The organism is Microscilla marina ATCC 23134 (assembly GCF_000169175.1).
Classification (GTDB): Bacteria; Bacteroidota; Bacteroidia; order Cytophagales; family Microscillaceae; genus Microscilla; species Microscilla marina.
The window spans coordinates 19,702-32,115 of record NZ_AAWS01000003.1; the positions used below are offsets into that span (position 1 = coordinate 19,702).

Below are 12,414 nucleotides of genomic sequence, written 5' to 3' on the forward strand. Positions count from 1 at the left end.
ACACTTTTATTTTACAATTTTAAACACCACTGGAAACGATTGTTTGACCCTGACTACTTGGCCATGGTGCTCACCAGGTATCCATTTGTCAAAGCTCTGAATCAAACGTATGGCTTCACGATCGCACTCAGGCCCTATGCCTTTCAATACCCGCAGTTGATTCACTGTGCCGTTTTTCTCTACCACAAACTCTACAAACACCCGCCCTTCGAGTCCACGCCTGATGGCTTTTTCGGGGTATTGCAGGTTTTTTTGTATGTGTTTATATAACGCCCTCAAACCTCCTACTGGTGCGGCGTTTTTTTCAGGTACTATATAAATTTTATTATCATTGTCCGTTCCCTCCTTTTTGTCAGTGCGCATCTCCTCAACGCTTTGCGTATTGGGCTTTAGGCACCCCGACAGTAAAGTAGCACCGTAAACAAAAAAAACCAGGTATATGCTTTTCATGAATTTAATTCTAATGCTGTATAACTAACTTCACCGCGCGTACAGTTTCTAAATAGGCTATTCCTGCTGGGCTAAGTTTTCGGGTATAAGTTTTACCGTGTAGGGTAAAATGTACATAATGGCAATTAGGATGCAAAGAGAAGTGAGCCTTTAATACACTTTGTTTGTGATATTTAAATACAATCTCACCATCATAGGGTTGTTTTTTTAAGGGCACATCCTGGGTGGTGATATAATATACATACATATCATTTACCAGGTGTTTATCAGTTACCTTGATGTTAAATTTATTAGGGTTTTTCCTTGTCTTGTAAAAAACCAAATCCATTGCTTTGCACTTAGCCAATGGTTGATACAAGGGATTGGTTTGGCAACCCGATAATATGATAACTAATAAAAGGCAGAGAAGTCTTAACAAAACGTGTTATTTTTAATATAAAATGGCTGTCTCACCCATTAAATACCCCCATTATTTTTTTTAAAAAACATAGTGAAGTGTTTCAATGATGATGAGACAGCCTCTTGGCACTTATTTAAATTGTTATTTTTACTAAACAAGTGCTAAGTAGGGATATTACTTCTTAGTAATGGTTGAAAAATAAGGTATCCATTTGGAGATAGAGATTTACCACTGAGGCGAGGCATTTAGCCTCTGGCAGAGCTCAGCACAGCGAAGCTGTAGCTATCGGTTTTTGCGTTCGTAGCAGCGCTACGAGCAATAAAAATAACGAAGTATCAGTAGTAAAGGTCACTTCCTAAATCGAAAGATTATTTTTTGTCCATTACTTAAACTCTAAAATAGTTTGTTCTATAATATCAGCACACTCATGCAACTCTTCTTCGGTCATTACCAAAGGAGGAGCAAATCTGATAATGTTGCCATGCGTAGGCTTGGCAAGTAAACCATTTTCTTTAAGCGCCATGCAAATGTCCCAGGCAGTGCTGCTATCCTCACTGTCGTTGATTACAATAGCGTTTAACAAACCTTTACCTCTTACCAAAGTTACTAAGTCACACTTGGCAATCAAGGCATTCATTCGCTCACGGAAAATGTTGCCTAGTTTGAAAGATTTTTCGGCAAGTTTTTCTTCTTTTACTACCTCAAGGGCTGCCATGGCCACTGCGCAAGCCAATGGGTTTCCTCCATAGGTAGAACCATGCTCACCAGGTTTGATGCTCAACATGATTTCGTCGCGGGCAAAAACAGCCGATACTGGGAAGACACCTCCTGACAAAGCTTTGCCTAAAATCAAAATATCTGGCTGAAAGCCTTCATAATCACAAGCCAGCATTTTACCCGTGCGGGCAATGCCTGTTTGTACCTCATCGGCAATAAAAAGCACGTTTTTAGCCTTACACATTTCGTAGGCTTTCTTTAAGTAACCCTCATCAGGCACTACTACTCCGGCTTCGCCTTGAATAGGCTCTACCATAAAGCCTGCTACGTTGGGGTCTTCCAGGGCTTTTTCTAAAGCAGACAAGTCGTTGTAATCAATGATTTCGTAACCAGGCATATAAGGACCAAAGTTATCTTTTGCCACCGGATCGGTCGATGAAGACACTGCAGCCAAGGTACGCCCCCAGAAATTGTTTTTTACAAAAATGATTTTTGCCTGATTGGCAGGTACACCCTTGACAGTATAAGCCCACTTACGGCAAAGTTTCAAGGCGGTTTCTCCTCCTTCTACGCCAGTGTTCATAGGCAATACTTTGTCGTAGCCAAAGTACTGGGTAATGTATTCTTCATAACGTCCCAGTACATCGTTGTGGAACGCACGCGACGTAAGCGTTAGCTTTTGTGCCTGTTCTGCCAACGCACTCAAAATTTTAGGATGACAATGTCCTTGGTTTACTGCACTGTAGGCAGATAAAAAGTCAAAGTACTTTTTACCTTCTACATCCCATACATACACACCCTCGCCTTTAGACAGTACCACTGGCAATGGGTGATAGTTGTGTGCTCCATACTTGTACTCCAAATCGATGGCCTCTTGACTTGAGGTTATTGTCTGTATCATACTAATAATTATTTTAACTGTGTGTTTGTGTCAACTTTTTAGGGAATAAAAAATAAGGCACTTTTCCTTCGCAGCGGTTTCGCTCTCCCAGCAAGTGCACCATTTTTTTGGGTATTCCCTTACAACCACAGGCTCTACGTCGTACCTAAAAAGTGATCAAATATAAATTGTATCCTCAAAATTAGTCAAAATAAGGAAGCTTTAAAAAGTCTTGTTTATAATGATTAAGCAAGTGTGTAATTCTGCTAAGAATTCAAATTTTTTTAGGGTAACTTTCGATCGTTTGAGGATTATTTTGTAGATTTGCCCCCTCGCTTTTCTAACATCCAATTAAATAATTGAATATTAAAGCTTTGTAACAATGGCAAGGATTTGTGAAGTAACTGGAAAAAGAACCCAGTCAGGAAATAATGTATCGCACGCAAATAATAAAACAAGAAGAAAGTTTTATCCAAATTTGCAGAAAAAACGCTTCTTTTTAGAAAGTAAAGGTGAGTGGATTACTTTGAAAGTATCAACTCAAGCTATTCGTACCATCAACAAAAAAGGTATTGAAGAAGTATTAAAAGAAGCTAAAGCTAAAGGTCTTTTAAAGAAAAAAGTGTTGCTATAATCTATTGTAGTTTTACCACTTTTCAACTAAAGTATTTCGGTCGCTAATACAGGTCAATTATGACCTCTATTAGCGATTTTCTTTTCGACCCTATTCAGGTATTTATTACTACAAATGTCTGATGCTAAGGAACATGTTCAAAATAAGTGTCGAGATTGAGGTCATAAACTCAAGGCTGACTGAGGCACTTTTAGCCTTTGGCAGAGCTCAGCGCAGCAGGGCTGCAGCTATCGGTTTGCAGGCAAGGCAACATCCGGGGGATGTTGAGCCAGACCGTGGGACGGTGCTACGGCGAAAAAAATCTCGTAGTTCCGGCGGAACTGCCGGGGTAACGAAAGTCAGTAAAGAGAACCGCAGAACGAAGTTCAAGCTCTGCGAAGCTAATTTGTTCTAAATCGGACAGCTTCAAAGTCCCGATTTCTTATCGGGGTTATTGTTGAGGGCTATGCCCGAAATCCCGTTTACGGGGCGATCACATTCCTAAAGAAAAAAGCACTTTTTGACACATCAACCAGAGGCTTTGTGTTTACCTTTATTGTTGAAAATAAAATATTATTAATGCCATGAAAAAACTTTGTACTACACTGATATGGGCGATTATTTTAGGGTTGACGGCATCGTCGGTTTGGGCACAAACTACTATTTATTTGGTACGCCATGCCGAAAAGGACAAGGGACGCAATCCTGACTTGACCGTAGCAGGTAAAGAACGTGCTAAAGCATTGCAAAAATTATTGAAAAAAGAAAATATAGCTGCAGTGTACGCTACCAAAACCAAACGCACCATGCAAACAGGCGAGCCAGTAGCAGAAGCGCAAAACCTTGCCATAGTAAACTATGATTACCGTGATAGGCAACTTTTGAGCAAGTTGTTTGACAAGCACGTGGGCAAGGCAATATTGGTAGTGGGGCATTCTAACACGTTGCCTTCTCTCTTAAACCACTTGGTAAAAGAAGACCGCTACAAAGACTTAAACGAGTCGGTATATGATAACTTGGTAAAAGTACACCGAGGCACTGATGACAAGCTAACCGTAAAGCACCTGAAGTATGGCAGAGCAAGTAAACTTACTTTTCCTAAGCCCAAGTCTGACTACAAGGCATCAGATGCTGATGTAAAAACCATTGATGGAATGATCAGGGCTTTGTATGGGGTAATATCTGGAGCCAAAGGCGAAAAACGCAACTGGGATCGTTTTCGCTCATTGATGAAGCCCACCGCCCGTATGAACGCAGTAGCTACTCGTGCCAATGGCAAGCAGGTGTTTATATCTATGACGCCAGAAGACTATATCAAACGTAATGGACCATACTTGGTAGGGAAAGGTTTTTTTGAAGAAGAGATTGGGCGCAAAACCGAACGTTTTGGCAACATTGCCCAGGTGTTTAGTACCTATGTGAGCCGTCATACCAAAGACGGAGCTATTTTTATGCGTGGCATCAACAGTATTCAGTTGTCGTATGAAAATGGTCGCTGGTGGTTAGTAAATATTCTATGGAACAGCGAAACAAAAGCGCAACCTATTCCGGCAAGGTATATTGATAAGAAATAACACGGGTGATAAAGTTTCAAGTAGCAAAATTTTAAGCACTTGCTACTTGAAACTTACATGGTCACTTTTCTAACAACCTCCTTGTTTCATTATAGCAGCGTTGGTTTCTTTGCCCCAATCAGGCATCAATCCATTGCCAGGCTTAAAAGCCTCAAATTTTTTGGCAGCCTTTTTAAATACAGGACAAGCCGCCTCTTTTCCTCCGCCAAAAGCAGGGGGCATGTTCATTTTCAGAATAGCCTCTATAAAATAAGGTCGGGGGTTTGCAGGGTTCAAGGCTTTGGCTTTGCCTATTTTTGCAAAAGTACGTCCACTGTATTCACGTCCTCTTACCATTGGGTCTACGCTTAGGCGGGTCAGGGTAAGGTAAGCTCCCAAGGTGACCAATTCCGAATTTTTACTATCTATTTTGTTTGCTTTTTCCAACAGGGCTGCGGCTTTATCCAGCACTTGATCTTTGGAAGTTGCTTCTTTCTCAAGCCTGGCCATTCTTATGTAACAATAAGCTGCATAGTAACCAGGCAACCATTTGTTACTTTCGGCATTGCCAATGCGCTCAAACTGGTTGGCCACCGCAAGTAATTCTGCTTTGGTTTTAGCAGTTTTCAATTTGCTCAGGTTAGCTTTCATTGCTTTTTCGTATTTATCTCCATTGTTGGCTTGCAGGGTAAACACGGTACATATACAAACGAGTAATAGGGTTAACTTTTTCATGTTTTTTTGAGTTTATTGGGTTGTTTTTTTGTGAATAAATGATCATTAATAGTTACTACTAACTGCCTTTGTTGCTTGTAAGGCTACCTTGGCTTTTTGTTTTGAGGCATTCATTGACTGCAGCTATCGCTTGCCAATAGAGACAAACATTCCGATAAAAACGCCCCGGTCAGCAGCCTGTCCAATGGCTTGCCTTTGGGTACCGTCAGGCGCATAACGGTAGCCAAACACATTTTGTACGCCCAATACATTGTTGATCGAAGCAAACAAAATGGTGAAATTGTCAAACAGTGACGTAATGTAGGTGTAAGTCAGGCTTAGGTTATGGTAAGCCGGGGTAGTATCACCGTGAAACTCAGGGTTATTTGGGTTGAAATAAGCCCGGCCTGAGCTAAAGGTATAAGTAAACCCTACATAACTATGAATATCAGAGAAGTACTGCTTGTATACCATCGAGAGCGTGTGATTAGCCGCAAAACCAGGTCTTGCCAAAGTTGGAAAGTTTTGAAACTCACGTTCAGTGTCTAAAAACGAGTAAGAAACCCAGTAATCTACGTTTTTAAAGGTTTGTTTGTCACGCCAAAACAACTCTATCCCTCGGGCAAACCCATAGCCATTGTTGTTGACCTCAAGTTGAGCCAAATCCTGGTTATTTTTGACCAGATCGTCGTATTGCTTATAGTATCCTTCTATTCTAAAAGTGCGCTTGCCGGGTACCATCCACTGGTAGTTGAGCAGGTAATGCACCGATTGTTCAAACTGCAGGTCAGTGGACAGCCTTGCTGTTTTTAGTTGTATTAAGTCATTGGTTTGAGGGGTTTGAAAAAACTGTCCGTATGCTGCCGACACCTGACTATATTTGCCAGTTTTATAAGCAAGCGATAGCCTGGGGGCAATATTTTGTTGTCCAATTACTTCCGATTTTTCCATCCGTACCCCAAAACGCCCGGCAAGTTTGCGGGTAAAAAACACATCGGCCTCTACAAAACCCGCCAGGTAGTTTTCTTCGAGTCCCCGACTCAATTGGTTAAGCCCATCGTCAAAATTGAACCGTTGCACCTCGCCCCCAAAAGTAAGTCCTGAGTTTTCGCCCAAAAGATGTTGTACCGTAATGCGTCCTTGTTGCAAGCGTTCTTGCTGAAAAATGCGGTTACCATTTAGCAAAATCAAGTCGTGATCGTGGCTATAAGAACCCCCCACCTGCACAAACCAACGATCACTTAAGGCTTCTTTCCACGAAGTATTGATGTAAGTATTGTCATTGGTCAAGTCTAGCGCATTGGTGGTATTCTCTAAGCTTATATCTTGATAGTTCATAGCCAGGTTTGACTGGTTATAAGTGCTATACAGTTTGAATATGCCCGTTTTAGAAGTTTTTTGTCTAAAAATAATCGAGCCGTCCACACTTTCGGGGGCACGCTTCCAGTCGGCATTTTGCGGAATAAGTTGAAAAACCGGCTCCAGGTTGGTATACCTTGTATTGAGGCTCAGTGAAGTGTTTTTCCAACGTTGGGTATGACCCGCACCCACACCTACAGTCATAAGATCAATATTGGTCTGTGTTTTTTCGGCAAGGTCTTGCGAGTTGAGCACCAACACAGACGAAAGCGCTTGCCCGTATTGGGCGGAATAGCCCCCAGTGCTAAAAACAGTTCCTTTGAACAAAAAAGGAGAAAAACGTCCTCGTTGAGGTACATCAGGCACTGAGCTATAAAACGGGTTTTGCACTACCAAACCATCAATCAATGTTTTGGTTTCGTTGGCAGCGCCTCCTCGCACAAACAAACCTTCCGTTTCGCCTACTGTTTGAGCCCCTGGCAAAGTTTGTAAAGCACCCACCAAATCGCCTGCGCCGCCACCTGCTGTAGTAGCTATGTCTATAGAATTGAGCACTACCACCCGTTTTTCATCACTTGCCTCAAAGGCTCCTGCAGTAATTACCACCGTGTTTAGTTCGTTGGCTTCTTCTTTTAGGCGCACGTTTATCTGTAAAGGTTTGCCCGAAAGGGTAATTTTTTGCTCAAAGGTTTTAAAACTGATATAAGCAACTACCAATATTGCCTCACCTTGTTGGGGAGTGTTAAACTGAAACTGCCCATCTATATTGGTAGAAGTACCATCATACGTGTTTTTGACCGATACATTGGCTCCTGCTAAAGCCTCACCTTTTTCATCAGTTACCATACCACTTATCAGTGTTTGTGCCTGTAGTGGAGAGGTGACTGTCCACAGCAATAATGCAATGATAAACTTCAGGTATATCATTTATTCAATGGTTATATGATTTGTATTAAGTTGTTACAAATAAAGTGTTTAAACCCAGGCAGGGCTTGCTTTAGGGAGTGAGTTGGCGAATACCGGGTGTGAAATGGTAGGAGAGGGGAGTGTTGAGTAAGTCTGGTTGTTGTATGTACGCGTTGGCATCCCTCAATTCTTCGCTGCTGCCTTTGGGGTATCACAAAAAAATCCCTTACCGAAAAACATCAGTAAGGGATTGTATATAAATCTAAAAACTACTATATGCTATTTTGCTGCTTCTGTGACTTTTTTCTTGTCTTTCTTTTGTTGCATGTTATAAAAATCTAACACAACCGGAGAAGCAATAAACACAGAAGAGTAAGTACCTACCAATACCCCAATTAACAAAGCAAAAGAGAAGCCTCTCAATACTTCGCCACCTGCAAGGAACAAGGTCAATACTACAACCAATGTAGTGGTAGAGGTCATTACAGTACGACTCAAGGTGTTGTTAATGGCATTGTTCAATACTTCGCTAAATGCCTGACCACGGTGTCCTTTGGTATTGTCTTCGTCTTCTTCACGAATACGGTCAAACACTACCACTGTATCATTAATTGAGTAACCAATTACTGTAAGAATAGCGGCAATAAATACCTGGTCTATCTCTAGGGTAAAGCCAAGCAAGTGGGCAATAGAGAATGCCGAAAGCACAAACAAAACATCGTGGAACAAAGCGGCAATGGCTCCTGCGCCGTACTGCCAGCGACGGAAACGTACTACAATATAAATAAAGATAACTACCAGCGAGAATAATACTGCAGTTTGGGCAGTGTTACGAATATCATCGGCAATGGTTGAACCTACTTTAGAAGAACTTTCTACCGAAGGTGCTTTACCATCGTTGAATTTTTTCAAGCCATTCAATACCATTGCTTTTACTTTTTTGTCGGCTTCTTGCGATTCATCATCAATTAAGTAACTGGTCGTTACTTTAATTTGATTGCTGGCTCCAAAAGTTTTTACTTCCAGTCCGCCCTTAAACGAGTCGGTAAGCGCCTGACGAGCATCAGTAGCAGCTACTGATTTTTCAAACTTCACTACATAAGAACGTCCTCCTTTGAAGTCTACACCCAAGTTTAAGCCCCCATTGATCACCATAGCAATGATACCACAAGTGATGAATGCCGCAGAACCCATATAGGCTTTCTTTCTTAGCTTGATAAACTGAATGTTTGCTTTACCCATTGTTGGGATAAAAGAAGAAAATCCGATGTTACGTTTGCCACCGCGAGAAATAGCCTCAATGATTAAACGGGTAATAAAGATGGCACTAAACAATGAACAGGCAATACCAATCATCAATGTAACCGCAAAACCTTTTACTCCACCAGAACCAAAGCTATAAAGAATGGCGCCAATAAGGAAAGTAGTTACGTTGGCATCTATAATAGAACTGTAAGCTTTTTCATACCCTAGTTTGATAGCCATTGGTAATTTTACTGCTTGCTCACGGCGCAGTTCTTCACGAATACGTTCATAAATAAGTACGTTGGCATCTACCGACATACCAATGGTAAGTACAATACCTGCAATACCAGGCAAGGTGAGTACTGCCCCAAACTGCGCCAAAATACCTACAATAAAGAAGATGTTGGCAAGCAAAGCAACGTTGGCAATGGCACCACCAAGCTTGTAGTACAGAATCATAAATACTACTACCAAGCCCAAACCTACCAACATAGACTGAAGTCCTTGGTTAATAGACTTTTGACCCAAAGAAGGTCCTACAATGGCTTCTTCTACGATACGTACCGGAGCAGGAAGTTTACCCGCTTTAAGAATGTTTGCCAAATCTTTTGCTTCTTCGATGCTAAAACTACCACTGATAGAAGAGTTACCACTTGGGATTTCGTTTTGTACAGTAGGCGCAGAGTATACATTGCCATCCAATACAATGGCTACACGACGACCAACGTTGGCACGGGTAAGTTTTTTCCACTCATTAGTACCCAGTTGGTTCATACGCATAGATACTTCTGGCTGAGAGTTTTGATCAAACTCCTGGCGTGCATCTACTACTACGTCACCTTCCAGAGGAGCCTTGCCACCACGAGTGTTTTTAGCAATGTGTAGGCTCAACAACCCATTGGCATCAGGTTTTACATCCCAGAAAAATAAAGCATTTCCTTTAAACATACGACGAACCTCAGGGCGTCTTAGGTAAGAGTTAATTTCAGCGGTATCTTTTACCAAAGCCGCATAGTTTCTTCCGTTGTTTTTGAACAAACGGGCGAATTTTGAACCTATTTGCTGGGTAGTGTCTTTCTTTACGTCTTTTTTCTTGGCAGTATCTGCTTTTTTAGCTGTGTCCTTCTTGGTGTTGGCACTGTCAGTTTTGCTAGAGTCGGTTTTGGTACCCCCAGCTACCAAAGAGTTTTCAGTAGAGTCAGTTTCTTGGGCAGTAGTATCGCCTGCTACCAATAAATTATCATCTGTTTTTTTAGCAGTATCTACTTTAGTCTCGGTTTTGGTAGAGTCTCCTGTAGTTTTTTGCGCTGCTTTTTCAAGCTTGGTCATGTACTGGTTTAACTGAGAAAAGCTCAAGGCAATCTCGTTTAGCTCATATAGTTCCCAGAATTCAAGCTTAGCTACACCAGAAATCAGTTTTCTCACCCTTTCAGGATTGTCAACCCCTGGCAATTCGATCATAATACGACCAGAACCGGGTAGTTTTTGAATATTAGGGTTGGCTACGCCAAATTTATCAATACGACGACGCAAGATTTCGAATGCGCGATCAATACCCTCGTCTACTTCTTTACCAATAAAAGCAATTACTTCATCGTTGGTAGAGTTGGTTCTGATCTTTTCACGGTTGGCACTACTGGCAAAAATATCAGCCAGCTTGTCATTTGGGTACAACTTGTCAAAAGCTTTTTGGAAAAGAAAAATAAATTTTTCCTGGCTGTTTGCCTGTGCTTTTTGTGCTTCTTGCAGCGATCTATTTAGTTTTACACTGGCGCTGCTACCCGATAATGCTTTGATGATTTCTATGGGAGAAACTTCTACTACCACGTGCATACCACCTTGCAAGTCAAGACCCAAAGAAAGCTCTTTTTGCTTTACTTCTTTGTAGTCATACGATGCCCAGGGCAATTTATATACTACTTGATTGTCGACAGAGTCAAAGTACTTTTGTTTTTTACTGTTGCTTACCACACCAGTTTTAGGGTTACGCGCATATTCTTCAGCTTTTTGCTGCACGCCGCGTGCTTGAAATGTAAAAGACAGGTAATAAATACACAATAGTGTAATGGATACCGTCAAAATAATAACTCCGGTTTTATTCCGCATTTTTGTTAGAATTTAATAATAAAGTTTTGAGATTTTTTATAAAGTATAGCAATAAATATCGTCACTGTATAAAAGTGTATACAATCTGACAATCAATGCTTTATGTCTTTTTAAGAAAATTAAAAAGGGTAAAATGGAGAGGCGCTAGGGGGCATTAATTACTATAAAGTGGTTGAACACATTCTCAAAATAGGGGAGGAGTGCAATAGAGGGTTCAGCGTAGTAAGCATGGTACTCAATAGATGGACACTCTATATTGAACAACAGGTGAAGGGCAGGATCAATGTTTACGTTTAATGGAGGCACCGTGTGCTCCAGGGTAAGTTCCTGTACTATTACCTCTTCCTGGTTGTCTTGTGTTTGCTTTTGCTCTTTTTCTTGATGAGTATTTGTGTTCTGATGAGCAGCGTTTTGTTTTTGAGGTGTATCACCAGGTTTGGCTACTTGTTTTTTTACAAGCGCTTTACTTTGGAATGCATCAAACACTCGCCCATTTGCCAACAATGTAGAAGTAATGGCAAGGTATGCTAAAAGCAATGTAAAAAAGCGATATGTTTTTTGTCTGTTCATCATTTAAAGTGGGCGCAAATGTACAAAATACTTTTTTGTATGCCAAACCTTACTTGAGTTTAGCCCAAATTAATGCTTAAAAGAGTAACATACCATCATCAAAAAATTTAATAACGTTCATTCTGCTGGTAGTATCTAAATTGATAACTTTGGCTACAATGCTTAATAAAACTAAATAATATGACCATACGCTGTATTATAGTAGATGACGAACCCCTGGCTACCGATATATTAGAAGCTTATGTAAGTAAAATTGCTTTTTTGGAGTTGGTGCAAATATGTGCCAATGCCTTTGAAGCCTTGGACTGTCTGAAGAGAAACACGATTGATTTGATATTTTTAGATATTAATATGCCGGATTTGTCAGGCATTGAGTTTTTAAATGCCTTGCCTCAAAAGCCTGCGGTGATTTTTACTACGGCTTATGCCGACTATGCCGTTGAGGGGTTTAACCTTGATGCGGTAGACTATTTGCTTAAACCTATTTCGTTTGACCGTTTTCTAAAGGCAGCCAACAAAGCCGAAAGTTTCTTAGCCAGTAAGCAGTCGGGCAAGGAGGTGGTGGGAGCTGATGAAGCCCCCACAGAACACCTTTTTGTGAAAACTGAGTATAAAATTGTGAAAGTAAATTTGAAGGATATATGGTATGTAGAAGGGTTAAAGGATTACATCAAAATAGTGACTTTCGAAGGGCAACTGCTTACGCTTCAAAGTATGAAAAATATGCAGGAGACCTTGCCCGATGCGCAGTTTATGCGGGTGCATAAGTCTTATATTATTGCTATGGCGTATATAGAAAGCATTGAGCGCAATAAAATTAAAATTCAAGACAAGTGGATTCCTATTGGCACTACCTACCGCGATCAATTCTACAAGCGCATAGAGCACTAGGTCTCGTTTG

General features: G+C 41.0%; 10 protein-coding genes. 3 read left to right on the forward strand and 7 right to left on the reverse strand.

The features are described 5' to 3' along the window. Nucleotides 1–6 precede the first annotated feature (6 nt). The 3 genes from M23134_RS02770 to rocD form a co-directional block, all read right to left on the reverse strand. Nucleotides 7–450, reverse strand: a complete 444-nt coding sequence (locus M23134_RS02770; RefSeq protein ID WP_053337230.1) for an energy transducer TonB — start codon at nucleotides 448–450, stop codon at nucleotides 7–9. Nucleotides 451–460: 10 nt separating this feature from the next. Continuing rightward, the gene (locus tag M23134_RS02775; RefSeq protein WP_045112899.1) at nucleotides 461–778 is read right to left on the reverse strand and encodes a hypothetical protein; all 318 of its coding nucleotides are present in this window, start codon (nucleotides 776–778) and stop codon (nucleotides 461–463) included. Between the two features lie 454 nt (nucleotides 779–1,232). Further along, a complete protein-coding gene (gene rocD / locus M23134_RS02780) occupies nucleotides 1,233–2,468 on the reverse strand; it encodes an ornithine--oxo-acid transaminase (RefSeq protein ID WP_002693739.1) in 1,236 nt (411 codons plus the stop codon). A 361-nt stretch (nucleotides 2,469–2,829) separates the two neighbouring features. Between rocD and rpmB the strand changes: the two genes are divergently transcribed. Both rpmB and M23134_RS40410 read left to right on the forward strand, forming a co-directional pair. Then, complete coding sequence (gene rpmB, locus M23134_RS02785) at nucleotides 2,830–3,081, forward strand: 50S ribosomal protein L28 (protein WP_002693741.1); 252 nt, start codon at nucleotides 2,830–2,832, stop codon at nucleotides 3,079–3,081. A gap of 563 nt (nucleotides 3,082–3,644) precedes the next feature. Next, the gene (locus M23134_RS40410) at nucleotides 3,645–4,634 is read left to right on the forward strand and encodes a phosphoglycerate mutase family protein (protein ID WP_002693743.1); all 990 of its coding nucleotides are present in this window, start codon (nucleotides 3,645–3,647) and stop codon (nucleotides 4,632–4,634) included. 69 nt (nucleotides 4,635–4,703) lie between these two features. Here the strand turns inward: M23134_RS40410 and M23134_RS02800 are convergent, their stop codons facing one another. The 4 genes from M23134_RS02800 to M23134_RS02815 form a co-directional block, all read right to left on the reverse strand. Next, the gene (locus M23134_RS02800) at nucleotides 4,704–5,348 is read right to left on the reverse strand and encodes a hypothetical protein (protein WP_045112901.1); all 645 of its coding nucleotides are present in this window, start codon (nucleotides 5,346–5,348) and stop codon (nucleotides 4,704–4,706) included. A gap of 123 nt (nucleotides 5,349–5,471) precedes the next feature. Then, on the reverse strand, nucleotides 5,472–7,613 hold the full coding sequence (locus tag M23134_RS02805) for a TonB-dependent receptor (protein ID WP_002693748.1): 2,142 nt from the start codon (nucleotides 7,611–7,613) through the stop codon (nucleotides 5,472–5,474). A gap of 258 nt (nucleotides 7,614–7,871) precedes the next feature. Continuing rightward, on the reverse strand, nucleotides 7,872–10,943 hold the full coding sequence (gene secDF / locus M23134_RS02810) for a protein translocase subunit SecDF (protein WP_045112902.1): 3,072 nt from the start codon (nucleotides 10,941–10,943) through the stop codon (nucleotides 7,872–7,874). Between the two features lie 144 nt (nucleotides 10,944–11,087). Continuing rightward, nucleotides 11,088–11,516 (reverse strand): hypothetical protein, encoded by a 429-nt coding sequence (locus tag M23134_RS02815; protein WP_002693753.1) that lies wholly within the window; start codon nucleotides 11,514–11,516, stop codon nucleotides 11,088–11,090. Nucleotides 11,517–11,693: 177 nt separating this feature from the next. Between M23134_RS02815 and M23134_RS02820 the strand changes: the two genes are divergently transcribed. Continuing rightward, complete coding sequence (locus tag M23134_RS02820) at nucleotides 11,694–12,404, forward strand: LytR/AlgR family response regulator transcription factor (RefSeq protein ID WP_002693754.1); 711 nt, start codon at nucleotides 11,694–11,696, stop codon at nucleotides 12,402–12,404. Nucleotides 12,405–12,414 lie beyond the last annotated feature (10 nt).

Coding starts and splice junctions, on each gene's coding strand:
- M23134_RS02770 (WP_053337230.1), bottom strand. CDS start 450: ATGAAAAGCATATACCTGGTTTTTTTTGTTTACGGTGCTACTTTACTG.
- M23134_RS02775 (WP_045112899.1), bottom strand. CDS start 778: ATGGATTTGGTTTTTTACAAGACAAGGAAAAACCCTAATAAATTTAAC.
- rocD (WP_002693739.1), bottom strand. CDS start 2,468: ATGATACAGACAATAACCTCAAGTCAAGAGGCCATCGATTTGGAGTAC.
- rpmB (WP_002693741.1), top strand. CDS start 2,830: ATGGCAAGGATTTGTGAAGTAACTGGAAAAAGAACCCAGTCAGGAAAT.
- M23134_RS40410 (WP_002693743.1), top strand. CDS start 3,645: ATGAAAAAACTTTGTACTACACTGATATGGGCGATTATTTTAGGGTTG.
- M23134_RS02800 (WP_045112901.1), bottom strand. CDS start 5,348: ATGAAAAAGTTAACCCTATTACTCGTTTGTATATGTACCGTGTTTACC.
- M23134_RS02805 (WP_002693748.1), bottom strand. CDS start 7,613: ATGATATACCTGAAGTTTATCATTGCATTATTGCTGTGGACAGTCACC.
- secDF (WP_045112902.1), bottom strand. CDS start 10,943: ATGCGGAATAAAACCGGAGTTATTATTTTGACGGTATCCATTACACTA.
- M23134_RS02815 (WP_002693753.1), bottom strand. CDS start 11,516: ATGATGAACAGACAAAAAACATATCGCTTTTTTACATTGCTTTTAGCA.
- M23134_RS02820 (WP_002693754.1), top strand. CDS start 11,694: ATGACCATACGCTGTATTATAGTAGATGACGAACCCCTGGCTACCGAT.